This is a genomic window from Streptomyces sp. NPDC127100 (genome assembly GCF_042724095.1).
GTDB lineage: Bacteria > Actinomycetota > Actinomycetes > Streptomycetales > Streptomycetaceae > Streptomyces.
In genome coordinates this window covers 56,966-83,874 of record NZ_JBHXFL010000031.1, presented here as the reverse complement: position 1 = coordinate 83,874, position 26,909 = coordinate 56,966, and the positions used below count along the sequence as shown (strand labels likewise).

Sequence of the window (26,909 nt, the reverse complement as noted above, 5' to 3'; positions counted from 1 at the left end):
GAGTGAGGGGCCGAGGCCGGTTCACCCCGTGCGGCGATGTGCGCCCCGCCGGGCCCCGGGCACACTGCGCGGACGGCCCTTCGGGACGGACGACCTCTGGAGAGACGCCACCATGACTGCCGCCGCACCCCTGCCCGGACAGCCCGCCCCGCAGCAGCCGGCCGCCGACGTGCTCGGCGAACTGACCGCGACGCTGGCCGACCTCGTGGGCGCACAGGCCCGGGCCGTCGACACCGGGCAGACCTTCTGGCTGCTGGGACTGGACTCCCTGCGCAGCGTGGAGTTCCTCGACACGCTCAATGCCCGCTACGGCACCGCCGTCCCCCCGGGCGCCCTCTACACGTTCCCCACCCCCAGGGAACTGGCGGCACACCTCGCCGCGCAGACCGGCGCCCCCGCACCGCCCCAGGGCACGGGCAACGGCGGTGCCGTCGAGCGGCTGCGGGAGCAGCTCGCCCTCGTGCTGGGCTGCGCGCCGGCCGCCCTCGACACCGGCAGCGACTTCACCGTCCTCGGCGTGGACTCACTGCTCGCGGCGCAGTTCGTGGCGGACGTCAACCGCGCCTGGGAACTGACCGAGACGCCCGACGTGCTCTACCGGCACCCCACCCTCGCCTCACTCGCGGCGCACATCGCCACGCGGACGGGCACGGCCGGCACCGCACCGCAGGCGCCCGCCGCACCCATTGCCCGGCCCTCCCGCGACGCCGACGCCGCCCCGGTCGACCTGGAGGCCCTGCTGGACGCGGTCCGCGACGACCTGCTCAGCATCGACGAGGCGGCCGAACTCCTCGGCGCCGGGCCGGTGTGAGCGCGGAACCGGCCACACCCATGGACAAGCGGGAGATCCTCACACGCTTCAGGGACGGCACCCTCGAACGGCGCCACACCCTGGCCCTGCTGTCGGGCCCCCCGGCCCCCGCACCGACGCGGACCCCGGCCCCCGCCCCGCCCGCCGGGAAACGCACCGCCCCGCCCGCCACGGCCGAACCTTCCGGGGCACCGGACGAACCCTCCGGGACGGCACCGGACGCAGCACCCGCCACGGCACCGCGGGCCCGGCGCGGCCCGGCACGGCCGGCGTCCGCGCACACCGCGCCGTGCGCCGTGATCGGGATCCAGGGGCACCTGCCGCACGCCGGTGACCTCGACGCCCTGTGGCGCAGGGAACTGACCGCTCCCCGGACCTCCCGCCCCCTCCCGCACCCCGGCACGACCGCCCACGACACCGGCCCCCGCGACCCCCACCCCTCCGACACGGACGTCTCCGACACGGACGTCTCCGACACGGACGTCTCCGACACGGACGTCTCCGACACGGACGTCTCCGACACGGACGTCTCCGACACGGATCCTTCCGAAGCGGACCTGTCCGCCGCGGACACCCACGGCGCGCGCTTTGGCGGTGCGGACTTCCTCGACGCGGCCGCCCTGGGCCTGACGGACAGCGAGGCGGAGCTCATCGGCGCGGGGGAGCGGTCGCTGCTGCACAGTGCCCGGCAGGTCCTGGAGAGCGCCGGCTACGCGGGCGTCCGCCTCGACGCGCTGAGCGGCCCCGACGGGCAGCGGCGCTGCGTGGGGGTGTTCACGGCCGTCACCGCGGCCGGCCGCCCGCAGGAAGCCGACCCCGGCGGTGCCGCGGCCCGCCTGTCGCACCTGCTGGACCTGCGCGGCCCGAGCCGGCACGTCGGCACCGGCCCGTCCTCCTTCTTGACCGCCCTGCACCTGGGCCTGGCCGCGCTGCGCGCCGGCGAGTGCGCGGCCGCCCTGGTCGCCGCCGCCGAACCGGGCCCGGACGGCGCGGGCGCGGGCGCCGTCCTGCTCAAGCCGCTGGACGCCGCCCGGCGCTGCGCGGACGTCGTCCACGCGGTCGTCCTGGCCGGCGCGTCGGCCCACCCGGGACGCGGACCGCAGCCCGGCCTGCCCGACCGGCTCTGCCACCGGGCCGTACGGGCGGCCGGCATCCCGCGGACGGCGGTGGCAGTGGAGGAGACCGGGCAGCCGGCAGGCAGCGTCGGCGGAGCGGTCCCGTTCCTGCGCGCCCTGCTGCAGCTGAAGTACGCCACCCTGTTGCCCGGGCCCGGCCGGCCGCAGCCCGGCGCGTGGCGGCCCGCGTCCCTCGCGGACGGCGAGGCCTGGCCCCGCACCGCACTGGCCGGGGTGCACGAGGCGGGCGCCGAACACGCCGTCGTGGTGCTCCAGGAACCACCCCCCGCCCCCGTAGCGGCGGCCGCCTTCGACACGCCGCCGGCACAGGACGCCGCGGAGCCCGCTCTGGTGCTGCTGTCCGCCCCCACCCCCGCACACCTGGCGGCCACCGCCGCACAGCTCACCGGCTTCCTCACCGCCGCCGGCCGGGCCGGCGGCCCCCGCCCGCCCGGCCCCGCCGGCGTGGCGCGGGAACTGCGGCTGGGACGGGCCGCCCACCCGTGCCGCCTGGCCGTGGTGGCCGACCGCACCGACCGCCTCGCCGACGCCCTGGCCGCCTTCGCGGCCGGCACCGCACCGCCCGGCGTCCGCACCGCCGACCTGCGCGCACAGCGCGGCGGCCCGCTGCTGCTGGCCGGCCTCGCCGAGACCTCGGCCTACCTGGGCGCCCTGTGGCAGCGCCACCACTTCGAGCAGCTGACCCGGCTGTGGCTGGCCGGCGCCGACGTACTGACCGCGGCCCCCGGCGACGACGGCGCACCGGTCCTCGAACTGCCCGCGGGCCCCCCGCCGCACCGGCCCGGCGACCACGGTCCCGACGGCGGCACCGCCCGCGCGCGTGGTGAGCGCCAGGGAGGACAGCCGTGACCGCACCCCCGGCGCCGCGGCCGGGCACCGCGCACATCACCCTGTGGCTGTGCCCCAACGACGGCCTGGCCCCCGAGACCGCGCAACTGCTGGGCGAGCACTGGCTGGACGCGCAGGAACAGCGCACCGCCGGCCGGTTCCTGTTCGAACACGACCGCATGCACTACCTGGTGGCGCACACCCTCGTCCGGCGCGCCCTGGCGCTGGAGGCGGGCACGGCCGAGGCCGAACTGGTCATCTGGCGTTCCGTGCGCGGACGTCCCTTCCTGCGGCCCACGACCGACCAGCCGGGCAGCGGCGGCAGGGTCCTGGACTTCAACCTCTCGCACGCCGGCGGCTACAACGCCCTGGGCATCGTGCGCCGGGCCCGGGTCGGGGTCGACGTCGAGCGGATCGAGGACCGCGACCAGCACGCCATCGCCACCGTCCTGAACGCCGTCACACCCGAGGAACGCGCCTGGGCGCAAGCCGCCGGCACCCCGGGCGAGCGCGACCGGCGGGCCTTGCGCGTGTGGGTCCTCAAGGAGGCCTACGCCAAGGCGCGCGGGCTCGGTCTGGGCATCCCGTTCGACAGCTTCGTCTTCACGATGGACGACGAGTCGGGCGTGCGGGCCTTCACCCCGCCGCCCGACGACACCGGCCGCGCGTGGCGGTTCGTCGAGCTGGAGCCGGTGCCGGGCGTGCTGGTCGGGGTGGCCGTGCCGGCCGAGGAGGACGAACAGGAGGAGCAGTTCCTGCACCTCAACCAGGGCTTCCCCTGGAGCCGTTCGGCACCGAGGCGCATCCCCCTGCCCGCCCCGCTCACAGCCCACCAGACCCCCACCCCCGGCTGACCTCTTCCACCCGGCCCACCGGGGAAGCCAAGCCCGCCCAGCGTGCGTCGGGGGAGTCGAGCCCACCCGGCACCCGCGGGGTGAGCCGCCCCCGCCCAACGCCCGCCGGGGGAGCGGTGCCCCTCCGATGCCCGCCGGGGAAGCGGTGCCCGTCCGACGCCCGCCGGGGAAGCCGCCCCCGCCCGACACCCGCCGGGGGAGCGGTCCCCGTCCGGCGCCCGCCGGGGAAGCCGCCCCCGCCCGACACCCGCTGGGGGAGCGGTCCCCGTCCGGCGCCCGCCGGCGGAGCGTGCTCGTCCGTCCAGTGCCCGTCCACGGCCTCTCGAGCCCGGCGGAGAACAGTCGGGGGATCATCCCCGGCCGATGCGCTGTCAGGAGGACCACATGGCGGTGGCGAGGTACCTGGACACGTCCCTGGACGAACTGCTGCGCCGGGCCGCACTGCGCGCGGGGGAGCGGCCGGCGGTGACCACCGAGGCCGGCACCGTCACCTACGCCGGGCTGGACCGGGTGGCCGACCGGGTCGCGCACCGCGTCGCCCGTGCCGTGCGCCGTCCCGGCGGCGGGGCCGTCGTCGTCTGCGCGCCCCATTCCGACGTCGCCGCCGTGTACTTCGGCGCGGTGCGCAGCGGCCGTCGCCTCGCCCTGCTCGACCCGTCGGCCGGGCCCGCGGCCGTCAGGGAGCTGTGCGCGGCGGTGAACGCCGAGATCGCCTTCGTGCCCGAGGCCCAGGCCGGGCTGCTGCGGGCGGCGGGCGGACGCCTGCACACCGTCGTCGTGCTGGAACCGGCCGGCGGCGCCGCGCAGGACGCCCCGGCCCCCGCCCCGCCGGCCGGTGTCCGCGTCCTGCCGTGGGCGCGGGCCGTGGGGGAGATGCCCGGCACACCGTTCGCCTGCCCGGTGACCGACGCCGGCGCCGTCGCGTGCGTGCAGCTGGTGCCGCACGCGGTCTCGGGCGCGCGGGTGCTGGGCCTGACCCACCGCAACCTGCTGGCGAACGCGGCGCAGATCGGCGTCGCCTGCGCCCTGGACGCCGACAGCGTCGTGGTGGACCACCTGCCCGCCCGCCATCCCTCGCTGCTCGGCGCCGCCGTGCACGCCGGCGCCGAGCAGGTGCTGGTCGCCGACCCCGACCCGTGCGCCGGCATGGTCCAGTGCCGCCGCCGGCGGGCCACCCACTACTACGGCCCCTCGGCCCGGCTGACGAGGCTGGCCGACGACGAGCGGTTCGCCGGGCACCGCGCCCCGCTGCCCGGCGGCCACCTGCGGGCGGTGCTGTGCGCGGACGGCGCCCTGGAGGCGGAGACGGCCCGCCGGCTGCGGCAGGCCCTGCGGGTGCCCGTGCTCCAGGGCTACGGCGTGGGCGGACTGTCCGTCCTCTCCCACGTCCAGGCGCCCGCCGCGCAGCCGGTGCTGGGCGCGGTGGGATCCTCCCTGCCGGGGACCGAGTGCCGCGTCGTCCACCCCGTCAGCCGCGAGCCGGTGCGGGCCTGGTCCGGCGGCGAGGTGGAGATCCGCGGCCCGCAGGTGCCCTCCGGGCACGCCGACGGCTGGCTGGCCACCGGCGACGTCGGCTACCTCGACCTCGACCACCGGCTGCACCTGGTGGCCCGCCCGGCCGCCGTGTTCCTCAGCGGGGACGCCGTCGTCGTGCCCGGCATGGTGGAACGCGTGCTGCGCAGCGACCCCCGGGTGGCGGACTGCGTGGTGACCGAATGGCCGGACGCGGCGCACGGCGCGGTGGTCTGGGCGGGCGTCGTCCTGCACCGCACCACAGGAGGCACGGTCCCGGACGGCACGGTCCTCGCCGGCGTCGCCGCACGCGCCAACGCCCTGCTGGGCCCCGCCGAGCAGATCCGCCACCTGGACGCCCTGGACGCCGTCCCGCGCACCAGCGACGGCCACCCCGCCCGCCGCCGGCTGAAGCAGCACACCCGCCCGCCCGCCGCCGGCGCGGCGTGAACCGCGCCCCGCACCACCCGCACGCGAACCCCGCCCGCACCGCCCCGCCGTCCCGCACGGCGCGCCCCGCCGTCCCGCCGTCCCGCACGCGAACCCCGCCCCGCACGGCGCGCCCCGCCGCCCCGCACGGCACGCCCCGCCCACGCCCCGGCCCCGGCCGCGACCGCTCCGGAGGACGGCCGTGACCCCGCCCCGCGGCGCGGCCGGCATCCGGCCCGCCTCCCGCACCGGCGCACCGCCGCGGCAGCATCCGCGGCGCGACGGGGCAGGCCCGCTGGAGCGCGCCCGGACCCGCGGCGGGATGCGGCCGGAGAAGGAAGCGAACACGGCCCGCACCCGGGCGGAGCGCCGCCACAACCGCCCCCCGCCCGGCCCCGCGCCCCGAGCCGCGGCGGACCGGCGCCGGCCCGGCGCGGGAGGCGCGGCACAGACGTGCGGCGGGGCCCGGCACCGCTTGCCGGACCCCGCCGCACGGCACCTGCCGTGCGCCCGCTCAGCTGGTCACCAGCGCCACGCACATCCCGCCCAGCGCCAGCGCCTGAAGGACCACGCGGGCGTTGATGACGCTGTCCCAGGTGCGCTGCAGCGCACGCGCGTCGGGAGCGGTGCGGCAGTCCAGCGCCGCACCCGTGAGCTGCTTGTTCACCGGCGCGCTGACCTTGTTGTAGAGGGCCAGCCACACCACCAGCGACAGGGCCGCCGCACCGGCGGCGACGGCCGGGGCGGCCTTGCCGTCGAAACCGGCGACGGCGGCCGTGGCCACGGTCGCCACCAGGCCGAACACCCCCGGCACCGGCATCCTGCGGTCCCCGAAGCGGTGGGTCTGGCCCATGGCACTGGTCAGCACCACGTCGTCGACGTGGGCCATGGCGGGCCGCTGCACCACCGCGGAGAAGACGTCCGTTCCGTAGACCACCGCATTGGCCATGGTGGCCACCACGGCCAGCGTTATCAGAAGCGCTTCCAACACAACCACCTTCGTCGGTCCGATCAGCGATATAGCGATGCTAGGTATTCTTTCGACACTATAGATGCAAGCGCTAGAAATGCTAGCGTCGACAACCCCAGTGTTCCGTGAGGGACTTCAGCCGGGGACTCTCCGCCCAGACCGCACGAGGAGACCGAGACACATGGCCTTTGGACGAGCCCGTCGCATACTCATCGCCGGCGGAGGGATCGGCGGCCTGGCCGCGGCCCTCGCCCTGCAGCGCAGGGGCTTCGAGCCGGTCGTCCTCGAACGCGCCGACTCCCTGCGCGACGGCGGCGCGGGACTGCACATCTGGACCAACGGCGTCCTCGCCCTGGACCACCTGGGCCTGGCCGGCAAGGTCCTCGAGGTCGCCCCCGTCCAGCAGGTCGCCCACTTCACCACCTGGCACGGCGACGTACTGGGCGCCTGGCCCGTCGGCGACTTCGTCGAGCGCTACGGCGCCCCGACCATCGCGGTCGAGCGGTCCGTCCTGCACGGCGTGCTGCGCGACGCCCTCGAGGGCTCACCGCTGCGCACCGGCGCCCACGTCGTCTCCTTCGACCAGGATCCCGACGGCGTCACCGTCCGCCTCGCCGACGGCCGAACCGAACGCGGCGACCTGCTGATCGGCGCCGACGGCATCCACGGAGCCGTACACGACCAGCTGTTCGGACCCGCCCGCAACCTCTTCAGCGGCTACATCGCCTGGCGCGGCCGCGCCCCGATGGAGCACGCCGACATCCCCCCGGGCACCTTCAACGCCGTCTTCGGGCCCGGCACCCGCTTCACGTACTACGACGTCGCCCCCGGCCTGGTCCACTGGATGAGCGTGGCCAACGGGGCACCGGGCGGACGCGACGGGGCCGGCGTGCGGGACATGCTGCTGCGCCGCCACGAGGGATGGGCGGGGCCGGTCGCCGACATCCTGCGCGCCACACCCGAGGAGTGGATCCTGCGCGGCGACGTCGAGGGCCGCAGACCCGAACGGCACTGGGGCAAGGGCCGCGTCACCCTGCTCGGCGACGCCGCGCACCCCATCACCTTCAACATCGGCCAGGGCGCCTGCCAGGCACTCGAGGACGCCCTGGTCCTGGCCGAGCACCTCGACCGGGGCGGCAGCGACCCGGTCGCCGCCCTGCGCCGCTACGAGGAGGAGCGCCGCCGCCGGACCGCGGGACTGCAGCGCGTCGCCTGGTGGATCGGCAAGATGGGCGCGGTCGAGAACCCGCTGCTGATCAGGGCGCGGGAGGCCTTCATGCGCAAGAACTGGAACACCAAGGCGTTCCGGGCCGCGGAGAAGGACCAGGTCGCCTACGGCACCCGCTGGGCCGGCCCGCGCCGGACCCCCGCGGCCTGAACCGCCGGCCGCCCCCCGCACCGGCCGGGCCGGTGCGGCCGCAGTCCAGACACATTCGAGGAATGCGCCAGAGCGGGGTGCGAGATTCACCGGGTCGAGGACCCCTCGCCGACGGCTCGACGACCCAGATCACCACGGAGTGAGGCAGGAGCGGGGATGAGCGAGAACCACTTCACCATGTTTCCCGGACAGGGATCGCAACGCGCGGGCATGGCCGCACACCTGCTGCGCGACCACCCCCGCACCGCGGGACGCGTCCTGGCCCGCGCCGAGGAGGCCACCGGCCTGGCGCTGACCGCCCTGTGCACCACCGCGGCCGAGTCCGACCTGGAACCGACCGAGATCGCCCAGCCGGCCATCGTGGCCACCAGCCTCGCCGTGTACGAGATCCTGCGCACGGACGCCGGCTTCGTCCCCGGCGCCGTGGCCGGCCACAGCCTGGGGGAGTACACCGCCCTCGTCGCCGCCGGCGTCCTGGGCGCCGACGACGCGCTGCGCCTGGTGCGCCGCCGCGGCGAGCTGATGGCCGGCGTCTCCCGGCGGGTGAGCGGCGCGATGACCGCGGTCATGGGACTGGCTCCCGCCCGGATCGAGGAGATCTGCACGACGGCCGCCGGCCGCGGCGTGGTGGAGGTCGCCAACTACAACGAGGCCGGCCAGACGGTGATCTCCGGGCAGAGCGCCGCGGTCGCCGAAGCGGCCGCCCTGGCCGCCGAGGCCGGCGCCGAACGCACCGTCCCGCTGAAGGTGTCCGCCCCCTTCCACTCCTCCCTGATGCGGGTCGTCGAGGACGAGTTCGCCGCCGAACTCGAACGCGTCGACTTCCGCACCCCCCGCCTGCCGGTGATCAGCTCGGTCACCGGCGCCCGGATCACCGGCGGCGCCCAGGCCCGCGACCTGCTGCGCCGGCAACTGGCGGGCCCCGTGCGCTGGGTGGACGTACTGGCCACGGCCGCCGCGCTCGGCGTGGACGGCTACCTGGAGGTCGGCCCCGGCCGGGTGCTCAGCGGCTTCGCCAAGCGCACCGCACCCAACGCCCGGGTCCGCAGCACCAACGACGCCCGCCGGATCACCACCCTCCTGCGCGACCTCGCCCAGGAGACCGCCGACGCGGCGGTGGCCGCCTGAACAGCCCGCCGGGGCGACAGGCGCACCGTCCCGCGCGGCGGGCGACCAGCGACGACCCGCGGCCCCAGGGGCCCCGGGCAGACCAGCGAACAACCCCACCCGAAAGGCAACAACGGTGTCCGAAACCCTGATCCCCACCACGACCGACTACCTGTCCGCGGTGCAGGCGGCCGTCGCCGACGCCCTGGGCATCGACGAGTCCGAGGCCGTCCCCGAGGCCACCCTGCTCGGCGAGCTCGGCGCCGAGTCGATCGACCTGCTCGACATCCTCTTCCGCCTGGAACGCGCCACCAAGGTCAAGATCACCATCTCCGACATCGCCGACCTGCTCCAGGGCGGCATCCCCGACGAGGAGTTCGGCGACGAGAACGAGGTCGTCAACGACCGCGGCCTGACCCACCTGGAGAGCGTGCTGCCGCAGTTCGACCGCAGCCGGCTCACCGAGCCCCTGACGGCCGAGGGCGTCCTGGGCCTGTTCACCGTCCAGAACCTCACCGACCTGCTGACCGAGCGGGCCCGCGCCGCCCAGGACGCCTGAAGCAGCCCGCCCCGCCACGGCCGGTGCCCGGGCCGACGACGCCCCGGGCACCGGCCGGCCGGCCCGCCCCGCACACGACAGGCCGCCCCTCTCGGAGCAGAAACGGGAAGAGACAGATGAAGCTGAAGGACCGCACCGCCCTGGTCACCGGTGCCTCACGCGGCATCGGCCGGGCCATCGCCCTGGCCCTGGCCGAGCAGGGGGCGGCCGTCGCAGTCAACTACCGCTCCCGCCGGGACGACGCCCTCGCGGTGGTCAAGGAGATCGAGGCGGCGGGCGGCCGGGCCGTCGCGATCGGCGCCGACGTCGCCGACCCGGAGCAGGCGGCACGCCTGACCGCCGAGGCCACCGACCGGCTCGGCTCCCTGAACATCCTCGTCAACAACGCCGGCGTCAGCGACGACGGACTCATCTACGACGCGCCCGCCGACGCCTGGCTGGACGTCATGAAGGTCAACTTCGGCGGCGCCTACCACTGCACGCACGCCGTGATGGAACAGTTCATGGCCCAGGGCGAGGCAACCGTCGTCAACATCTCCTCCGCCATGGGCGAACGCGGCTGGATCGGCCAGTCCAACTACTCCGCGTCCAAGGGCGCACTCAACTCCTTCACCCGCTGCGCCGCCATGGAACTCGCCCGCTTCGGCGTACGGGTCAACGCGGTGCTGGCCGGGTTCACCCCCACCGAACTGGTCGAGGAGGTCTTCCAGCGCGACGGCGGAAAGAGCATCAAGCGGCAGATCCCGCTGCGCCGGTTCGCCACGACCGACCAGGTCGCCGCCGCCGCCGTCTTCCTGGCCGGCCCCGACTCGGGCTACATCACCGGCGAACTGCTCACCGTCGACGGCGGCTTCTCCGCCCAGCTCGGCGTTGGCCGTCCCTGACCGCCGCCAAGCAGACGAGGGCGAAGACGACGATGCGATTCCATCTGATCGACAGGATCGAGACGCTGGCACCGGGCGAGCACATCAGCGCCCGCAAGGTCACCGCCGCCGACGAGACCCACTGGCAGCACACCGGGCAGGGCCCGGACCTGCCCTTCGGCCTGGCACTGGAGGCCCTGTGCCAGGCGGCGACCTGGCTGATCATGATCAGCACCGACCACCGGCAGCGCGCGGCGCTGCTCGCGGTCGGCGAGGCGACCCGGCACCGGGCCGTGGCACCCGGTGACGTGCTCCACATGGAAGCCACGATCGAGTCCATGACCGAGGAGGCCGCCATCCTGGACGGCACCGTGAGCGTCGGCGGCGAGACCGTACTGCGGGCCGAGGGCATCCTGTGCGCCCTCATCGACGCCGAACGCCTCGACGACCCGGCCGCCACCCGGCGCATGGCACATCAGCTGCAGGGCGGAGGGCCGGTGGGATGACACGCGTAGCGATCACCGCGGTGGGCGCGGTCACACCGCTGGGCAACGACGCCGACACCACCTGGGAGGGCCTGGCCGCCGGGCGCAACGGCGTGGGCCGGCTGACCACCTTCGACACCGACGGCTTCCCGGTCCGTATCGCCGCCATGGTCGAGGACTTCGACCCGGCCGCGGCCATCCCGGCGAGGATCGGCCGCAAACACCTCTCCCGCGTCGGCCAGTTCGGCGTCGCCGCCGCCTGGGAAGCGGTCCGCAAGGCCGGCCTCGACACCCTCTCCGAGGACGTGTACGGCGCCGGCGAACGCGGCGTGGCCATGGGCGCCAGCGTCGGCCGGCCCGACCTGCAGGTCCTGCTGGACATCGGCCGGCTGCGCGCCACCACCGGCAACCGCGACGCCTTCCTGTGCCGCCCGCCGGGCGTCACCCTGACCGACGACCAGAACGTTCCGCTGGCGGCCATGGCCCGCATGATCGGCGGCACCGGACCGATGATGGGCATCAGCACCGCCTGCTCGGGCTCCGGACACGCCATCGGCGAGGCCTTCCGCGCCATCCAGGAAGGCGACGCCCAGGTCATGGTCGCCGGCGGCTACGACTCGCTGACCACCTGGCTGGACGTCCTCGGCTTCAGCCTCCTGGGCGCCCTGACCGACCGCCACAACGACGACCCCGAACACGCCTCCAGGCCCTTCGACGCCGACCGCTCCGGCTTCGTGGTCGGCGAGGGCGCCGTCGCCGTCGTCCTGGAGAACATGGACACCGCCCGCGCCCGCGGCGCCACCGTCCTGGCCGAAGTACTCGGCTACGGCTCCACACTCAACGCCTGGCGCATCACCGACTCCCCGCCCGACGGCTCCGGCGCGATCCAGGCCATGGAAGGCGCCCTCGCCGACGCCGGCCTGTCCACCGGCGACATCGACTACGTCGTCGCCCACGGCACCAGCACCCACGGCAACGACCGCTCCGAGACGGTCGCCATCAAGAAGGTCTTCGGCGCCGACGCCGAACGCCTGGTGGTCAGCGCCCCCAAGTCGATGGCCGGACACCTCACCTCCGCCAGCCTGGGCCTGGGCGTCCTGGCCGCGATCGGCGCCATGCGCCACTCGCTGGTCCCGCCCACCACCAACCTGGACCGCCCCGACCGCGGACTCGACCTGGACTACGTGCCGCACACCGCACGCCCCATGCCCGTCGACGCGGCCCTGATCAACGCGTTCGCCTTCGGCGGCAGCAACACCAGCATCGTCGTGGGCGCCCCGCGGGAGGACGCATGACCACCGAGACCACCCCCGCCCCCACCCCGCCCGCCTCCTTCGACCGGCTGCTGGAATGGCAGCCGGGCAGCCGGGCGGTGGCCGTACGCAACGTGCCCGCCACCCTGCCCGTCTTCGACCACCACTTCCCCCGCCACCCGATCCTGCCCGGCGTACTGCTGCTGGAGAGCATGGCCGCGCTCGCCGCCGCCACCGCCCCGGCCGGGCACGACTGGCACCTGGTGGCGGCCAGGGGCGTGCGCTTCAAGCACTTCGTCGCCCCCGGCGACCAGATCCACATCAGCGTCGACGTCACCCGCACCACACAGCGGACGACCGAGGTACGGGCCGCCGCCCGCGTCGCGGACCGGGTGGTCGCCACCGCGCGCACCCTGGTGCTCGCGAGCGACGACGAGCCCCGGGAGGGCACATCATGAGCGACGACAGGCGACGCGTGATGGTCACCGGCATCGGCCTGATGACCGCCATCGGCCAGGGCGCCGCCCAGACCTGGCACAACCTCCTCGACGGCCGCACCGGCATCGGCGCCCTGCGCTCCTACGACCCCTCGCCCCTGCGCACCCGCATCGGCGCCGAGATCCACGACTTCGACCCCGCGCAGTGGGCCGGCCGGCGCACCCTGCGCATGCTGTGCCGCAGCGACCAGCTCGCCCTCGCCGGCGCCACCCTCGCCCTGCGCGACGCCGGACTCGACCACGACGGCGACCACGGCCCCCGCACCGGCCTGTTCCTGGGCAGCAACAAGGAAATGCCCCGCATGGACGAGCTGATCGACCAGCTCCAGGCCGTACGGTCCCCCGACGGCACCCCCGACCTGCCAAAGCTCGGCCGCACCGCCCGCTCGGTCGTCGCCCCGCTGTTCTTCGTCGAAGGACTCCAGCCCGCGGCCGCCTTCCACATCTCCGAGAAGTTCGGCATCCGCGGCGCCAACGCCTACTTCGCCGGCACCGCCGACTCCGGCGCCATGGCCATCGGCCGGGCCATGCGCACCGTACGGCGCGGCGAGGCCGACATCGTCGTGGCCGGCGGCTACGACGACGCCACCGGCTGGTGGGCGATGTCCAAGATGGACGGACTGGGCGTCCTGAGCCCCCACACCGACCGCGGCGCCGAGGCCTTCCGCCCCTTCGACCGCGACCGCAGCGGCTCGGTCTTCGGCGAGGGAGCGGCCCTGCTCGTCCTGGAGGAACGCGAACACGCCCTCGCCCGCGGCGCACACTGCTACGCCGAGATCACCGGCTTCGGCTCCGGCAACGACTGCGTGCGCCCGCCCAGCCCCCAGCCCCGCGCCCGGGGCCTGGCCCGCGCCATCGGCCGCGCCCTGACCGACGCCGCGGGCACCTTCCCCGACGGCAGCTACATCGCCGCCCACGGCTGCGCCACGGTCCAGGGCGACGCCAGCGAGACCGTCGCCCTGCACGACGCGCTCGGCACGAGCGCCAAGTCGGCGCAGATCAGCAGCGTCAAACCGCAGACCGGACACCTGGTCGGCGGCGCCGGCGCACTCAACGCGGCGGTGGCGGCCCTCACCCTGGACTCCGGCGTCGTCCCCGCCACCGCCAACCTGCACCACCCCGCGGCCGACTGCGACCTGGACTACGTCCCGCTCACCCCGCGCGAGACCCGGCCCCGCAACGCACTGGCCCTCGCCCGGGGCCTGGAAGGACAAGCCGTGGCCATCGCTCTGGAGCGCACGTCATGACGGAGATACCCGAAAGGAGCGCGGACATGAACGATCACAGCGCTCGGCGCAGGGTCGTGGTCTGCGGCGTGGGCGCCGTGACGGCCCACGGCGACAGCGTCACCGCCCTGTGGGAGGGCGTGAGGGCGGGCAAGGCGGCCATCACCCCCGTGCAGGGCATGCCGATGGACGGCTACGGCACCACCATCGGCGGCGAGGTCCGCGACAGCCGCCCGCCCGCCTACGACTACCTGGCCGCCTTCGACGGACAAGAACGCGAACCCGCCGTCGACTTCGCACTCGTCGCCGCCGAGGAGGCACTGCGCCAGGCAGGCCTGCACCAGGTGCCGGCCGAGCGCTGGGGCGTGGCCTTCGGCTCCTGCAACGGCGGACTGCGCAGCGCCGAGAAACTCCTGCGCCGCACCGACCGGGGCGACGCCGGCGAAACCGACGGCCGGCACTACCTGCTGGTCCCCCCGCAGGCCATCGCCGAGGCCCTCGGCGGCGCCTTCGGACTCAAGGGCCCCTCCCTGTCGGTCAACACCGCCTGCGCCTCCGGCGCCCACGCCATCGCCCACGCCCTGGAGACGATCGGCGCCGGACGCGCCGACGCCATGCTGGTCGGCGGCAGCGACGCCTTCACCGAGACCGCCTTCGCCGGCTTCACCAGCCTCCAGTCGCTGTCCACGAAACCCGCCGCGCCCTACTCCAAGGACCGCGACGGACTCTCCCTGGGCGAGGGCGCCGGCATGCTGGTCCTGGCCGAGGAATCGGTGGCCCGCGCCGCCGGCGCCCCCGTCCTCGCCGAGGTCCTCGGCTACGGCCTGTCCGCCGACGGCTACCACGCCACCGCCCCCCACCCCGAGGGCGAGGGCGCCGCCCGCGCCATCCGCTCCGCACTGCGGGCCGCCGGCGTCGCACCCGAGGACGTCGGCTACATCAACGGCCACGGCACCGGCACCCCCAAGAACGACTCGGCGGAGTCCAACGCCGTCCGCGCCGCCCTCGGCGACGCCGCCGCCAGGACGGCACTCAGCAGCTCCAAGTCCATGGTCGGCCACCTCCTGGGCGCGGCCGGCGCGGTGGAGGCCATCCTCACCGTGCAGGCCCTGGTGGAACAGACCGCCCCGCCCACCGCCAACTTCACCGGCGCCGACCCCAAGTGCGGCCTGGACGCGGTGCCCGGCACCGCGCGCCCCATGGACCTCACCACCGCCCTGACCAACAACTTCGCCTTCGCCGGCGCCAACGCCTGCGTCGCCTTCGGCGACCCCGGCCGCCGCCGCCCCGCCGTCACCGGCCGCCCGGCACCCGACAAGGTCGTGATCACCGGATTCGCCGCGATCACCCCGGCGGGCGAGGGCACCGAGGCACTGTGGCAGGCCTTCGGCGAGGGCCGCGCCCTGGGGGAGGAGGAGGACGGGCTGCGCGTGGCCCGCGCCCGCTTCGACGCCGGCGCCCACATCGGCGCCCGCGACCGGCGCCGCATGGACCGCCTGGGCCAGCTCGCCGTCGCCACCAGCCGCGCCGCCCTGGAACACGCCGGGCGCACCGCCGACGAACGGGTCGGGGTGGTGCTGGGCACCGGACTCGGCCCGATGCGCAGCATCGAGGAGTTCCTGCTGCCGGTCCTCGGCGGCTGTCCCGCGCACGGCAGCCCGGCCGTCTTCCCCAACACCGTCTTCAACGCCGCCGCCGGCCAGGTGGCCATGCACGTCGGCGCCAGGGGCCCCACCTCCACGGTGACCACCGGCCACGCGGCCGGCGCCTCGGCACTGACCGTCGCCCACGACCTGCTGCTGCAGCACCGGGCGGAGGCGGTGCTGTGCCCGGCGGTGGAGGACCTGTCGCCGGGAGTCCTCGACGCCTACCGGCGCCTGCCGCTGTTCGACGACCCCGGATACACCCTCGCCGAGGCGGGCATCACCCTGGTCCTGGAACGGGAGTCGACCGCACGGGCACGCGGCGCGCGGATGTGGGGGGAGATCGCCGGGCACGGCACCGCCTGCGACGCGCAGGGCATCGGCCGCTGGGACGCGCAGGGCGAGGGCCTGGAGCGCGCCATGCGCCAGGCCCTGGACCTCGCCGAGGTCCGCGCCGGGGAACTGGCCGGCGTGTGGGCCAACGCCGCCGGCCTGAAGCGGGTCGACGCCCCCGAGGCCCTGGCCACCGACCGGCTGGCCGGCCCGCGCACCCTGCCCGTCCACACCCCCAAGCACATCGTCGGCGAACCCGTCGGCGCCGGGGCACAGCTGTCCGCCGTGCTCGCGGTCACCGGATGGACGCGCGGCCTGGACGCCGGCCCCGTGCTCGTCAACAGCTCCTCCCTCGGCGGCACCCACATCAGCCTCGTCCTGCGCCCCACCACCACCTGACCCCCGCCTGCTCCGGCCGGGGAACCGGCCCCGCACCTCCCCGGAACCCGCCCCCGGCCCGGGGGACCGGCACTGCCCCCCACCCCTGGGGACCCGCCCCGCGGCCGGGGACCGGCCCCGTACCCCGCCACGGAGATCCGACCACGCGTCCCGCTACGGAGAACTGACCATGCCTTCCTCCGCCCCCCTGCCCACCGACCGCCACGTGTCGATCCTCGCCACGGGCGGCTACCTGCCGGGCGACCCGCTGGACAACGATGCCCTCGCCCGGCTGTGCGGCCCGCTGCCCGACGACGTGCTGGAGGGCATCCAGGTCCGCCGCCGGCACTGGATGGTCGACCCGGCCACCGGCGAACACCGCGTCAGCACCTCGCAGATGGCCACCGCCGCGGCCCGCCAGGCCCTTGAGCGGGCCGGCGTCGAGGCGTCGGAGATCGACCTGATCGTGATGTCCACCGCGAGCCCCGACTACCTCCTGCCGGTCGCCGCCACCTACGTCCAGGAACAGCTCGGCCTGGACAGCTGCGCGGTGATCGAGGTGCGGGCCGGCTGCGTCGGCGCCGTCCAGGCACTGGACATCGCCCGCCGCCAGCTCGCCGACGGCACCTACCGAACCGCCCTGGTGATCGGCGCCGAGGCCGTCTCACCGCTGCTCGCGCCGGTCTTCCTCGGCAAGGACCCGCACAGCGTGCGCATGCGCGACCGGCTCACCGTCTACACCTTCGGCGACGGCGCGGGCGCGATGGTGCTGCGCGCGGGCGAGGCCGGCTCCGCGCACGAGGGCAGCCGGCAGGTGTTCGCCACCCGCTCCATGGGCGGCGCCCGCAAGCCCGGCATGCTGATCGTCGGCGGCGGCACGGACGCCCCGCTGGCCGAACAGCAGCGCCGAGGACGCCTGATGGACATCAGACTCGACATCCCCGGCACCGCCTCCTTCGGGCCCCGGGTCTTCGTGCAGGGCATCCACGACATGCTGGACCGCTCCGGCCTCGCCCTGGCCGACATCGACGCCTGCGTGCTGCCCGAGGGCAACGCCGAGTACTTCGCCAGTGAGTACGGCACGGCCGGACTGTCCGACCAGGACCAGGCCCAGCTGGGCAAGACCATCGTGGAGAACCTCACCGACGTCGGCGCCACCGGCTCCGCGGCGGTGCCGCTGGCCCTGGACGCCGGCTGGGCCGAGGGCCGGATCCGGCCGGGCCACACCGTGCTGCTCCTCGCCATCGAGGCCAGCCGCTACCTGTACGCGGGCCTCACCCTGACCTGGGAAGCGCCCTTCCCCGGCAAGTGACCCGCACCCGCCCACCCGCCACCCGTATCCCGCCCGACCGCGGCCTTCGCGCGGGCCCCGACCCAAGGGACGAAAACGTGTCTGCTCGAACGACGGTGCTCACCGGCGAAAGCGTGGAGGAACGCAACAAGAGGACGATCCGCTCGGTCTTCGACGAGTTCGTCAACAAGGGCGACTTCTCCCTCGTCGACGAGATCTACAGCCCCGACATGATCGACCACCAGCCCCTGCCGGGCGCCCCCGAGGGCCCCGAGGGCGTGAAGTACACCATCGCCGGCCTGCGCGAGGGATTCCCGGACCTGCACGTGACCATCGAGGACATGAGCGCCCACGCCGATCACGTCGTCATCCACAACACCTGGCGCGGCACCCACCTCGGCGACTTCCTCGGCATCGCCCCGACCGGCCGCTCCATCGAATTCCGCGGCGTCGTGGTGTGGCGCCTGCTGGACAACGGCCTGATCGCCGAGCGCTGGGGCATCGGCGTGGAGTCCAACATGCTGGAGGTCCTCGGCATGCGCCGGCTGGCCCCCGCCGCCCGCTCCTCCGCCCGCGCCACCGCCCGCGGGGCCACCCGGCCCGCCTCCGTTCTGCTCGCCCTGCCCGACGCCCACGCCGAGCGCTGGGCCCGCGTCCGGGCCGAACTCGCCGGCGACCGGCTGCGCGCCTACGAGGCCTCACGCGGGCGGGCGGGCGTCCGGCGAGAGTCCTTCACCACCCGGGAACTGGACGGCCGGCAGGTGGTCGTGCTCCAGCTCGAGTCCCGCGACCCGGCGGCGGCCGCGCGCCGGCTGCGCGACTCCCAGGACGCCTTCGACCAGTGGCTGCGCGCCGAGGCGACCGCGGTGTTCGGCACCGACCCCTGGGCGGAGCTCGCCGATGCCCGCACGGCCGGGCAGGAACACCTGTGGACCTCCGTCACCGCCGAGATCGTGCGCTCCTGATACGCCCGCACCCGCTCGGGCCATGCTCCGCCAGCACTCCAGCGGTCCTCCGACACCACTGGATCTGCCACTGCTAATTTCCATATCACTGCTAGAGCAATCTTTGTCCGGGGAAGGAACCGATCGATGCGGCAACGAAAACTCGGCGGTCAGGGACTGGTGGTGTCCGAGCAGGGCCTCGGATGCATGGGCATGACCTTCGCCTACGGCCAGGCGGACGACGCCGAGGCCCTGCGCACCGCCCACCGGGCACTCGAACTCGGCGTCACCCTCCTGGACACCGCGGACTTCTACGGCCCGCACACCAACGAGGAATTCGTCGCCCGGATCATCGCCGGGCGACGCGACGAGGTGACCGTCTCCTCCAAGGCCGGCAACGAGGTCAGCCCCGAGGGAGCCATCACCGGCCGCATCAACGGCCGCCCCGACTACATCAAAACCTGCATCGAGGGCAGCCTGCGCCGGCTGGGCACCGACCGGATCGACCTGTACTACCTCCACCGCGTCGACCCCGACATCCCCGTGGAGGAAACCTTCGGCGCCCTCGCCGACCTGGTCACCGCCGGCAAGGTACGCCACCTCGGCATCAGCGAGGCCTCCGCGGCCACCATCCGCCGCGCCCACGCCGTGCACCCCCTGACCGCCGTCCAGACCGAGTACTCGCTGGCCACCCGCGACGTGGAGACCAACGGCGTACTGGCGGCCTGCCGCGAACTGGGCATCGGCTTCGTCGCCTACAGCCCCCTCGGACGCGGCCTGCTCACCGGCCGCATCCGCAGCCTCGACCACCTGGCCGAGAACGACTTCCGCCGGATCGTGCCCCGCTTCCAGGCGGAGAACCTCAAGGCCAACCTCACCGTCGTCGAGCGCCTCGACGCCCTGGCCGAGGCCAAGGGCATCACCACCGGCCAGCTCGCCCTGGCCTGGGTCCTCGCCCAGGGCGACGACGTCGTGGCCATCCCCGGCACCAAACGCGTGGCCTACCTCGAGGAGAACACCGCCGCCTCCGCCGTGAGCCTGAGCGCGAACGACCTCGCGGCCCTCGACGAGATCGCCCCCCACGGCGTCGCCGCCGGCGACCGCTACCCGGCCGGCGCCATGGCCACCCTCAACCGCTGACCGCCCGCGCACGCGAAGGCGAGTGAAGAGCACAATGCCCACCCACATCACGATCATCGGCGGCGGGCTGGCCGGACTGACCGCGGCGATCGCCGCCGCCGAGCAGGGCGCCCGCGTCAGCCTCCACGAGGCCCACTCCCACCTGGGAGGCCGCGCCCGCTCCTCCGACGGCCCGTACGTCACCAACGACGGCCCGCACACCATCATGAACAACGGCGACGCCTGGCAGTGGCTCATCCAGCGCGGCGTGGCCGGCCACTACGTACGCCTGTCCTTCCACGAGTGGACCCGGATGCGCTTTCGCCACCGGGGCCGGCTGCGCATGACCCTGCCGCCCGGCTACATGCGCATGACGCTGCTGAACCGCGACCGGCCGGTGCCCGTCGACCGCTCCTTCCAGGACTGGGCGAGCGAGCACTTCCCCCAGGAGACCGTCGGCGAGGCCCTCGGCTTCCTCGGCCCCATCCTCTTCGACGGCGACCCGGGCCGGCTCTCGGCGGCCTTCGTGTGGGAACGGCTGCTGCGCGTGGGCACCCCCAAGTTCCCCCTGCCCAGCCGGTACTTCATCGGCGGCTGGGGCACCCTGGTGGACCGCATGGCCCGCGTCGCACGCCGGCACGGCGTCACCATCGAGACCGGCTCACGCCTGACCGAACTGCCCACCGACGGGCCGGTGATCGTGGCGACCTCCCTGGCCGCCGCCCGCGGCCTGCTCGGCGACCCCGCCCTGGACTGGCCCAGCGGCACCGCCGCCCTGCTCGACATGGCCGTCACCCGCTCGGGCAAGGACGGCAACGTCTCCTTCGACATGGACGAAGGCGGCTTCACCTCGCAGTACTCCGACCACGACCCCTCCCTCGCCCCCGAGGGCGAGGCCCTCTTCCAGGGCGCCATGCCACTGCGGCCCGGCGAGAACAAGGCCGGCGCGATCGAACGCCTGGAAAAGCTCTACGACCTGACGACACCCGGCTGGCGCGAACGGCTGCTGTGGCGCCGCGAGGGCATCTCCCGCGGCCGCACCGGCGCACTCGACCTGCCCGGCACGACCTGGCGGGACCGCCCGGCCGTCGACCGCGGCGACGGCGTCTACCTGATCGGGGACAGCGTCGCCGCCCCCGGCATCCTCGCCGAGACCTCGATCCTCAGCGGCCTGAAGGCCGCGGAACTCGCCGTGCGCGCCCTGCCCGTGGCACACCGCACCGCCGTGACCGCCGGCTGAGTTCCCCCGTCCACCCAGGGGGTGTGTACCACCATGAGAATCACACTGTCCGAGCGCGGCACCCCGGACTGGACGGTCTGCGCGGACCTCGTCCAGACCGTGTTCGCCCAGAAGTACCACGCCAGCGTACGGCCCGACCCCGACGCCTTCCTGGCCTACTTCGAGGACAACGGCGACGGCACCGAGGACGCCCTCGCCTGCGCCGGCCTGACCTTCCCCGAACAGGGCGAGGTCCTGCTGGAGACCTACCTCGACCACCCCGTCGAACAGGTCATCGCCGCCGAGACCGGCGACGACGTCTCCCGCGCCCAGATCCTGCAGATCGGCAACATCGCCTCCGTCCGGGCCAGCGCCGGCGGCGAGATCATCAAGGCGATCCCCCTGGTCATGGCCTGCCTCGGCCGCCCCTACGCGGTCATGACGATGACCAGTCGGCTGTCCCTGCTGATGCAGCGCCTCGGCGTGGTCTTCCACCCCCTGGGCGAGGCCACCCCCGACCGCCTCACCCCCCAGGAGGCACACGCCTGGGGCACCTACTACGACACCCGCCCGATCGTCGGATGGGCCGAAGCGGCCGCCCAGAGCACCCTGCTGCTCGCCGCGATCGGCCGGTACTGCTTCGAGTCGGTCGACATGCGGCTGGTCCGCAACGGCCCCGAACGAAGGGGACTGGCCCATGCGGCCTGACACCACACCCGTCTCACTGGCCGCGGACCTGCTCCGGCACGCCGACAGCGACGCCGTCATGGTGCGCGTCCTGCCCGCCGACGGCGCCCCCGCCACCGAACACACCTACCGCGAGCTCATCGGCGCCGCCCTGACCCTGGCCGGCCGGCTGCGTACCCTCGCCGACGACCACGGCAGAGCACCCCGGGTCGGACTGATCGCCGACAACTCACCCGAATGGGTCGTGGCCGACCTCGCCCTGCTGTTCGCCTCCGCCGTGGAGATCCCGGTCCCCACCGCCTTCACCGCCCAGCAGGCCGCCTCCCTCCTCGCCGACGCCGACCTCTGCCTGGTCGACACCGCCGGCGGCCGCGCCCTCGAGCGCTGGACACAGGAAGCCGGCACCCCCGTCCTCGGCCACGACCGCCCCGTCACCCCCATCGACCTCCAGGCCCTGCCGGCCACGGCCCCGCCCGGCCCCCAGGACCGCACCGTCCCGGCCCAGGACACCGTCGTCAAGGTCATCCACACCTCCGGCACCACCTCCGCCCCCAAGGGCGTCAGGATCCGCCGCCACGGCCTGGACGCCCTGCTGACCTCCCTGCGCTCACGCACCGGCACCGCCATCTTCGAGCGCTACCTGTCGATCGTGCCGCTCAGCCTCCTCATCGAACAGGTCGCCGGCCTCTACATGCCCTTCCTCGCGGGCGGCTCGGTGACCTTCCTGCCACCCGGCACCGCCCTGGTGGGAACCGCCGCCGACGCCGGCCCCCGCATGCTCACCCTGCTGCACCGGGCCCGCCCCACCGCCCTGGTCGTCCCGCCCACCATGGCCGCCCTCTTCCTCGCCCTGTGCGACGAACGGCCCGACGAGGACACCACCGCCCGGCACCTGCGGATCTTCGGCCACCCGGGCCCCGTCTTCATCGCCTGCGGCGGCGCCCCCGTACCCGCCGAAGTCCTCGAGCGCCTGCACACCTACGGCATCACCGTGCACGAGGGATACGGACTGAGCGAGAACTCCTCCGTCGTCTCCTGGAACGTGCCCGGCGAAGTCCGCTTCGGCACCGTGGGCCGCCCCCTGGACCACGTCGAGGCCCGGATCGACCAGGACGGCGAACTCCTCATCCGCAGCACCTCCCTGTTCGCCGGCTACACCCGCGAGGACCCCTCCAGCGTCACCGTCGACACCGGGGGATGGCTGCACACCGGCGACCTGGCCACCCTCGACGACGACGGCTACCTGCGCATCACCGGACGCAGGAAGAGCCTCGTCATCACCGCCGGCGGACGCAACCTCTCCCCGGAATGGATCGAGGCCCGCTACCGCGAACTCGGCTTCCTGCGCGAGGCCGCCGTCGTCGCCGAGGGCCTGACACAGGTGCACGGCCTGTTCGTCGTCGAGACCGGCCTCGACCACACCGCCGCCCGCCGGCGGATCGAGGAGTTCGGCCGCATCCGCTTGTCGGACATCGAACGCGTCCGCGTCATCCACCTGATGTCCGCCGACGACCCCGACTACCTGCGCCTGTTCACCGTCACCGGCCGCCCGCGCCGGGACACCGTCCGCGCCCACGTCCTGTCGGGCCGCCCCCCGGCCGCCGCCCCCACCCGGATCAAGGAGACAGCATGAGCACCACCGTCACGACGACCCCCTACGGCACCGGCAGCGGCCTGCTCGTCGAACCCGCCCGGGGCACCCGGCCGCCGGACGTCGACCGCAAGGAACTCCTCGACCTCCTCGCCGAAGCGGGCTTCCTGCTGCTGCGCGGCTTCGACACCGACATGGCCTCCTTCACCGCGCTGGTGCAGAACACCTCCACCTCCACCACCCTCGACCCGGCCCGCGACTTCTACTCCGAGGTCGCCCAGAAGGTCGACGCCGGCTTCGACGAGGTCGGCCTGCACACCGAGAACGGCAACAGCCCCTTCCGCTCCCACCTCGCCTGGTTCTTCTGCGAGAAGGCCGCCTCCGCCGGCTCCCAGACCACCGTCTGCGACGGCTACCGCGTCTGGGAGGCACTGTCACCCGCCGCCCGCGAGGCCTTCGCCGCCCAGGACATCGTCTACAGCCGCTACGTCGCCGAACCCCAGTGGCGCGCCATGGCCCACCACCTGCTCGGCCGTAGCAAGCCCGCCGCGGACATCGAGGTCGCCGAACTGCTCGCCATGGCCGGCCGCCTCGAGGGCACCGAGATCGTCCCCGAGACCGACGGCGGCGTGCGCTACTCCTTCACCACCCCGGCCGCCGGCACCACCGTCTTCGGCGACCGCCCCTCCTTCGCCAACAGCATCCTCGGCCCCTCCTTCAACTACGAAAAGCCCCGCATCACCTTCACGGACGGCACCGACCTCCCCGCGCCGCTCCTCGCCGAGGTCGAAGCGGTGACCGCCGCCCTGACGGAGAACCTCGACTGGCAGGACGGAGACATCGCCGTCATCGACAACACCCGCGTCATGCACGGCCGGCGCGCCATCACCGACCCCGACCGCACCATCTACAACGCCCTGAGCTACATCCAGGTACCCGCCGTCGCCGCCTGAACCGCGCACCCGGCCACGCGCACGGGCCCGCCACCGGTGCGGCGGACGGCGGGCCCACCCGAGAGGACACCATGGACACCGAACACCCCGCGCCCCCCACCGGCGCGGCCGCCACCGGCCACGACCAGGACCCGCCCGACCCGCGGCGCTGGCGGCTGCTGGTGTTCGTCGCACTGGCCCAGTTCATGGTGCTCCTGGACACCACCGTCGTGAACCTCGCCCTGCCCGCCATCCAGACGGACCTCGCGGCGAGCGCCACCGCCACCGAATGGTTCCTGACCGGCTACATCCTCTGCTTCGGCGGCCTGATGCTCCTGGGCGGACGCACCGCCGACCGCTGGGGACGCAGACGCACCTTCCTGCTGGGCGCCGCCCTGTTCACCGCCGCGTCCCTGCTGTGCGCACTCGCCGACGGCGCCGGCCTGCTCATCGCCGCCCGGGCCCTGCAGGGCTGCGGCGCCGCCTTCCTCTCCCCGGCGGCGATGTCCCTGGTCACCACCACCTTCCCGCACGGCAGGGAACGCACCACGGCACTCGCGGTGTGGGCCGCGCTGGCCGGCCTCGGCGGCACCCTCGGCGTCGTCGCCGGCGGCCTGATCACCGACACCCTCAGCTGGCGCTGGATCTTCTACATCAACCTCCCCTTCGGCCTCGCCGCCGTGACCGGCGTCCTCCTCCTCACCTCCGGCCGCCGCGAACCGGCCACCCCCGGCTCCCGGCCCGACGCCCTCGGCGCGCTCACCGTCACGACCGGCCTGGCCGCACTGGTCTACGCCCTGGTCAACATCCAGGACCACGGCTGGGACTCCACCGCCTACGTCATCGCCCCCGCCCTCGCCGCCGCCGCCCTGCTCACCACGTTCACCGTGGTCGAACTCAGGGCCGCCGACCCGCTGATGCCGATGCGGATGTTCGCCACCCGCTCCCTGACCACCGCCGCCGTCGGCCGCGTCCTGACCAGCGCCGTCCAGGCGGCCGTCCTCTTCCTCAGCAGCTACTACCTGCAGCGCACCCTCGGCTACTCCACCCTGAAGTCCGGCTTCGCCTTCCTGCCGCTGGGCGTCGCCGCCATCGCCGTCACCGCCCCGGCCACCCGCGTGATGCACCGCCTGGGCCCCCGCCCGGTGTACCTCGCCGGCGCGGCCGGCTCCGTCCTCGGCCTGCTGCTGCTCACCGCCGCCCCCCAGCACGGCCACTACCTGCCCCACATCCTGCCGGCCCTGCTCGTCCTCGGCGTGGCCATGCAGTGCTGCGGCATACCCGTCAACGTGCACGGCGTCTCCGACATCCCCGAACACCAGCAGGGCATCGCCTCCGGCGTCCTCGTCTCCGCCTTCCAGATCGGCGCCTCACTGGGCCTGGCCACCGTCGCCACCAGCGCCCTGAGCCGCACCACCGCACAGCTGTCCCAGGGCACCGCACCCGCCGCGGCCTGGCTCGACGGACTGCACCTGGGCTTTTGGATCACCACCGGCATCGCCGTGCTCAACCTGATCAACGCCGCCCTCGGCCTGCCCGGCCGGCAACCCGCCACCGACACCGCACGAGCACCCCAGGCCGCCTGACACCCCCCACCGACGGGAGACCCCCCATGGCACGCCCCGGAGACGTCCTGCACCTCGGCGAGGACCGCCTCACCTTCCTCACCACGTCCGCCGAGACCGACGGCGCCTACCTCGAGGTCGAGGCGGAGTACGCCCCCGCCTCCATCAAACCGCCCGTGCACTACCACCCCAAGCAGACCGAACGGATGCAGGTCACCAGCGGCAGGCTCAACCTGCTCCTCGACGGCGACCTGCGCGAGTACACCGCCGGCGACGAGTTCCACATCCCCCCCAACACCCCGCACTCCCTGTGGAACCCCGGCCCCGAACGGGCCCGCATCAACTGGCGCACCACGCCCGCCTACCGCACCGAGAAGGTCTTCGAGACCCTGTGGGGCCTGACCAACGAGGGCCGGCTGCGCCCCGACGGCACCCCCTTCCTCCAGATGCCGCTGCTCGTGCTCGGCTTCCGCGACGAGTACCGCGTGGTCACCGGCCGGCCCCACCTGCTGGACGTGGCCCTGTGCACGGCCCTGGCCCCGCTGTCGCTCGCGCTGGGCTACCGGCCCACCTACCGCCCCGCCCAGGTGCGCGAGACCCAGCCGGCCACCTGACACCCCCACAGGCCCGGCCGGTCCTCGAGCGCCGCGCGAGAGGGAGGCGAGGCAGCGGCCGTAGCGTCGGCGACGACCCCAACCGCCGCACGCGTGGAGGACTTTGCGACATGGCCAGCGACGAGCACGGATTCACCCTCCCGGGCGCGGATCTCCCGCAGCCCGACGCCGACCTGCGCGCCCGGCGCGAGGCGGTGGTCATCGCCCACACGATCGCCGAGACCCAGTGGGACATCGACGGCGTGTTCGCCACCTTCCCGCGGGGCCCGGTCTACCGGGTCCAGGCCTTCGAGGAAGGCCCGCTGGTCGGCGACGCGGCCATCCGCAAGGGCTACTTCGACGACATGCAGAAGGCGTTCCCGAACCTGGAGCACGACCTGCACGCCGTGCACCACACGCCCACCGCGGTGATCCTGGAGGCGCAGGCCCGCGGCAAGCAGGAGGCCGACTGGCGCGACATCCCCAACCGCGGCAAGTCCATCGACGCCCCGGTCTGCGTGATCTTCCACTTCGACGGTGACGTGCTGATCGACGAGACCCTCTACTTCGACGTCGCCACCTTCCAGCGCCAGCTCGCCTGACCCCCCTCCCGCCCCGCCGCCTCGGCCGGGCCCCCGGCCCCCGCCGGGGGGCCGCGCCCAAACGGCGGGGGGGGCGGCGGGGGGAGGGGGGGTCGCCGCCGGCG

24 protein-coding genes are annotated in these 26,909 nt (G+C 74.5%); 23 read left to right on the top strand and 1 reads right to left on the bottom strand.

All coding sequences use genetic code 11. The features are described 5' to 3' along the window. The first annotated feature begins 112 nt into the window (after positions 1–112). From ACFWJB_RS24980 to ACFWJB_RS24965, 4 genes are all read left to right on the top strand, one after another. Positions 113–811, top strand: a complete 699-nt coding sequence (locus ACFWJB_RS24980; protein WP_386924966.1) for a phosphopantetheine-binding protein — start codon at positions 113–115, stop codon at positions 809–811. Between the two features lie 20 nt (positions 812–831). Further along, positions 832–2,796, top strand: coding sequence for a beta-ketoacyl synthase N-terminal-like domain-containing protein (locus ACFWJB_RS24975; protein ID WP_386924964.1), 1,965 nt, complete (start codon positions 832–834; stop codon positions 2,794–2,796). Further along, a complete protein-coding gene (locus ACFWJB_RS24970; RefSeq protein ID WP_385470472.1) occupies positions 2,793–3,629 on the top strand; it encodes a 4'-phosphopantetheinyl transferase family protein in 837 nt (278 codons plus the stop codon). The genes ACFWJB_RS24975 and ACFWJB_RS24970 overlap by 4 nt, the downstream gene beginning before the upstream one ends. A 384-nt stretch (positions 3,630–4,013) precedes the next feature. Further along, positions 4,014–5,591: a class I adenylate-forming enzyme family protein gene (locus ACFWJB_RS24965; RefSeq protein WP_386924959.1), complete on the top strand. Its 1,578-nt coding sequence runs from the start codon at positions 4,014–4,016 to the stop codon at positions 5,589–5,591. Positions 5,592–6,084: 493 nt separating this feature from the next. Here ACFWJB_RS24965 and ACFWJB_RS24960 read toward each other — a convergent pair whose 3' ends face one another. Beyond that, positions 6,085–6,561, bottom strand: coding sequence for a DUF1772 domain-containing protein (locus ACFWJB_RS24960; RefSeq protein WP_385473474.1), 477 nt, complete (start codon positions 6,559–6,561; stop codon positions 6,085–6,087). Between the two features lie 160 nt (positions 6,562–6,721). On the opposite strand from ACFWJB_RS24960, the gene ACFWJB_RS24955 reads away from it, so the two are divergent. The 19 genes from ACFWJB_RS24955 to ACFWJB_RS24865 all read left to right on the top strand — a co-directional run bounded on the left by ACFWJB_RS24955 (position 6,722) and on the right by ACFWJB_RS24865 (position 26,805). Next, entirely contained in the window at positions 6,722–7,918 is a 1,197-nt protein-coding gene (locus ACFWJB_RS24955) for an FAD-dependent monooxygenase (RefSeq protein ID WP_385473471.1), read from the top strand. A gap of 156 nt (positions 7,919–8,074) precedes the next feature. Beyond that, positions 8,075–9,046: an ACP S-malonyltransferase gene (gene fabD / locus ACFWJB_RS24950; protein ID WP_385473468.1), complete on the top strand. Its 972-nt coding sequence runs from the start codon at positions 8,075–8,077 to the stop codon at positions 9,044–9,046. Between the two features lie 115 nt (positions 9,047–9,161). Then, positions 9,162–9,584 (top strand): acyl carrier protein, encoded by a 423-nt coding sequence (locus ACFWJB_RS24945; protein ID WP_385473465.1) that lies wholly within the window; start codon positions 9,162–9,164, stop codon positions 9,582–9,584. Positions 9,585–9,700: 116 nt separating this feature from the next. Then, complete coding sequence (locus ACFWJB_RS24940; protein WP_385470518.1) at positions 9,701–10,468, top strand: SDR family NAD(P)-dependent oxidoreductase; 768 nt, start codon at positions 9,701–9,703, stop codon at positions 10,466–10,468. Between the two features lie 32 nt (positions 10,469–10,500). Beyond that, positions 10,501–10,953 carry a 3-hydroxylacyl-ACP dehydratase gene (locus tag ACFWJB_RS24935; RefSeq protein WP_386924956.1) on the top strand — a complete coding sequence of 151 codons (453 nt, stop codon included), beginning with the start codon at positions 10,501–10,503 and terminating at the stop codon, positions 10,951–10,953. Further along, complete coding sequence (locus ACFWJB_RS24930) at positions 10,950–12,227, top strand: beta-ketoacyl-[acyl-carrier-protein] synthase family protein (protein ID WP_385470522.1); 1,278 nt, start codon at positions 10,950–10,952, stop codon at positions 12,225–12,227. Before ACFWJB_RS24935 ends, ACFWJB_RS24930 begins: the two co-directional genes overlap by 4 nt. Beyond that, on the top strand, positions 12,224–12,643 hold the full coding sequence (locus ACFWJB_RS24925) for a 3-hydroxyacyl-ACP dehydratase FabZ family protein (RefSeq protein ID WP_385470524.1): 420 nt from the start codon (positions 12,224–12,226) through the stop codon (positions 12,641–12,643). The genes ACFWJB_RS24930 and ACFWJB_RS24925 overlap by 4 nt, the downstream gene beginning before the upstream one ends. After that, a complete protein-coding gene (locus tag ACFWJB_RS24920) occupies positions 12,640–13,929 on the top strand; it encodes a beta-ketoacyl-[acyl-carrier-protein] synthase family protein (RefSeq protein WP_385470526.1) in 1,290 nt (429 codons plus the stop codon). The genes ACFWJB_RS24925 and ACFWJB_RS24920 overlap by 4 nt, the downstream gene beginning before the upstream one ends. Positions 13,930–13,955: 26 nt before the next feature. Then, entirely contained in the window at positions 13,956–16,283 is a 2,328-nt protein-coding gene (locus tag ACFWJB_RS24915) for a beta-ketoacyl synthase N-terminal-like domain-containing protein (RefSeq protein WP_385470528.1), read from the top strand. A gap of 169 nt (positions 16,284–16,452) precedes the next feature. Then, a complete protein-coding gene (locus tag ACFWJB_RS24910) occupies positions 16,453–17,574 on the top strand; it encodes a 3-oxoacyl-ACP synthase III family protein (RefSeq protein WP_385470530.1) in 1,122 nt (373 codons plus the stop codon). Between the two features lie 77 nt (positions 17,575–17,651). Continuing rightward, complete coding sequence (locus tag ACFWJB_RS24905) at positions 17,652–18,518, top strand: ester cyclase (protein WP_385470532.1); 867 nt, start codon at positions 17,652–17,654, stop codon at positions 18,516–18,518. Positions 18,519–18,644: 126 nt separating this feature from the next. Then, a complete protein-coding gene (locus ACFWJB_RS24900; protein WP_385470534.1) occupies positions 18,645–19,637 on the top strand; it encodes an aldo/keto reductase in 993 nt (330 codons plus the stop codon). A gap of 34 nt (positions 19,638–19,671) precedes the next feature. After that, positions 19,672–20,856 carry an FAD-dependent oxidoreductase gene (locus tag ACFWJB_RS24895; protein WP_385470536.1) on the top strand — a complete coding sequence of 395 codons (1,185 nt, stop codon included), beginning with the start codon at positions 19,672–19,674 and terminating at the stop codon, positions 20,854–20,856. Between the two features lie 33 nt (positions 20,857–20,889). Then, positions 20,890–21,543, top strand: coding sequence for a thermostable hemolysin (locus ACFWJB_RS24890; RefSeq protein WP_385470538.1), 654 nt, complete (start codon positions 20,890–20,892; stop codon positions 21,541–21,543). Beyond that, positions 21,533–23,155, top strand: a complete 1,623-nt coding sequence (locus ACFWJB_RS24885; protein WP_386924951.1) for an AMP-binding protein — start codon at positions 21,533–21,535, stop codon at positions 23,153–23,155. Before ACFWJB_RS24890 ends, ACFWJB_RS24885 begins: the two co-directional genes overlap by 11 nt. Further along, positions 23,152–24,066: a TauD/TfdA family dioxygenase gene (locus tag ACFWJB_RS24880; RefSeq protein ID WP_385470542.1), complete on the top strand. Its 915-nt coding sequence runs from the start codon at positions 23,152–23,154 to the stop codon at positions 24,064–24,066. Before ACFWJB_RS24885 ends, ACFWJB_RS24880 begins: the two co-directional genes overlap by 4 nt. Positions 24,067–24,137: 71 nt before the next feature. Beyond that, positions 24,138–25,631 (top strand): MFS transporter, encoded by a 1,494-nt coding sequence (locus ACFWJB_RS24875; protein WP_386924949.1) that lies wholly within the window; start codon positions 24,138–24,140, stop codon positions 25,629–25,631. A gap of 26 nt (positions 25,632–25,657) precedes the next feature. Continuing rightward, on the top strand, positions 25,658–26,224 hold the full coding sequence (locus ACFWJB_RS24870) for a cupin domain-containing protein (protein WP_386924947.1): 567 nt from the start codon (positions 25,658–25,660) through the stop codon (positions 26,222–26,224). Positions 26,225–26,334: 110 nt separating this feature from the next. Then, a complete protein-coding gene (locus ACFWJB_RS24865; RefSeq protein WP_189234194.1) occupies positions 26,335–26,805 on the top strand; it encodes an ester cyclase in 471 nt (156 codons plus the stop codon). Positions 26,806–26,909 lie beyond the last annotated feature (104 nt).

What these genes read in the sequence shown, in the direction of transcription:
- ACFWJB_RS24980 (WP_386924966.1), top strand. Translation starts at nt 113, where the DNA reads ATGACTGCCGCCGCACCCCTGCCCGGACAGCCCGCCCCGCAGCAGCCG.
- ACFWJB_RS24975 (WP_386924964.1), top strand. Translation starts at nt 832, where the DNA reads ATGGACAAGCGGGAGATCCTCACACGCTTCAGGGACGGCACCCTCGAA.
- ACFWJB_RS24965 (WP_386924959.1), top strand. Translation starts at nt 4,014, where the DNA reads ATGGCGGTGGCGAGGTACCTGGACACGTCCCTGGACGAACTGCTGCGC.
- ACFWJB_RS24955 (WP_385473471.1), top strand. Translation starts at nt 6,722, where the DNA reads ATGGCCTTTGGACGAGCCCGTCGCATACTCATCGCCGGCGGAGGGATC.
- fabD (WP_385473468.1), top strand. Translation starts at nt 8,075, where the DNA reads ATGAGCGAGAACCACTTCACCATGTTTCCCGGACAGGGATCGCAACGC.
- ACFWJB_RS24940 (WP_385470518.1), top strand. Translation starts at nt 9,701, where the DNA reads ATGAAGCTGAAGGACCGCACCGCCCTGGTCACCGGTGCCTCACGCGGC.
- ACFWJB_RS24935 (WP_386924956.1), top strand. Translation starts at nt 10,501, where the DNA reads ATGCGATTCCATCTGATCGACAGGATCGAGACGCTGGCACCGGGCGAG.
- ACFWJB_RS24930 (WP_385470522.1), top strand. Translation starts at nt 10,950, where the DNA reads ATGACACGCGTAGCGATCACCGCGGTGGGCGCGGTCACACCGCTGGGC.
- ACFWJB_RS24925 (WP_385470524.1), top strand. Translation starts at nt 12,224, where the DNA reads ATGACCACCGAGACCACCCCCGCCCCCACCCCGCCCGCCTCCTTCGAC.
- ACFWJB_RS24920 (WP_385470526.1), top strand. Translation starts at nt 12,640, where the DNA reads ATGAGCGACGACAGGCGACGCGTGATGGTCACCGGCATCGGCCTGATG.
- ACFWJB_RS24915 (WP_385470528.1), top strand. Translation starts at nt 13,956, where the DNA reads ATGAACGATCACAGCGCTCGGCGCAGGGTCGTGGTCTGCGGCGTGGGC.
- ACFWJB_RS24910 (WP_385470530.1), top strand. Translation starts at nt 16,453, where the DNA reads ATGCCTTCCTCCGCCCCCCTGCCCACCGACCGCCACGTGTCGATCCTC.
- ACFWJB_RS24900 (WP_385470534.1), top strand. Translation starts at nt 18,645, where the DNA reads ATGCGGCAACGAAAACTCGGCGGTCAGGGACTGGTGGTGTCCGAGCAG.
- ACFWJB_RS24895 (WP_385470536.1), top strand. Translation starts at nt 19,672, where the DNA reads ATGCCCACCCACATCACGATCATCGGCGGCGGGCTGGCCGGACTGACC.
- ACFWJB_RS24890 (WP_385470538.1), top strand. Translation starts at nt 20,890, where the DNA reads ATGAGAATCACACTGTCCGAGCGCGGCACCCCGGACTGGACGGTCTGC.
- ACFWJB_RS24885 (WP_386924951.1), top strand. Translation starts at nt 21,533, where the DNA reads ATGCGGCCTGACACCACACCCGTCTCACTGGCCGCGGACCTGCTCCGG.
- ACFWJB_RS24880 (WP_385470542.1), top strand. Translation starts at nt 23,152, where the DNA reads ATGAGCACCACCGTCACGACGACCCCCTACGGCACCGGCAGCGGCCTG.
- ACFWJB_RS24875 (WP_386924949.1), top strand. Translation starts at nt 24,138, where the DNA reads ATGGACACCGAACACCCCGCGCCCCCCACCGGCGCGGCCGCCACCGGC.
- ACFWJB_RS24870 (WP_386924947.1), top strand. Translation starts at nt 25,658, where the DNA reads ATGGCACGCCCCGGAGACGTCCTGCACCTCGGCGAGGACCGCCTCACC.
- ACFWJB_RS24865 (WP_189234194.1), top strand. Translation starts at nt 26,335, where the DNA reads ATGGCCAGCGACGAGCACGGATTCACCCTCCCGGGCGCGGATCTCCCG.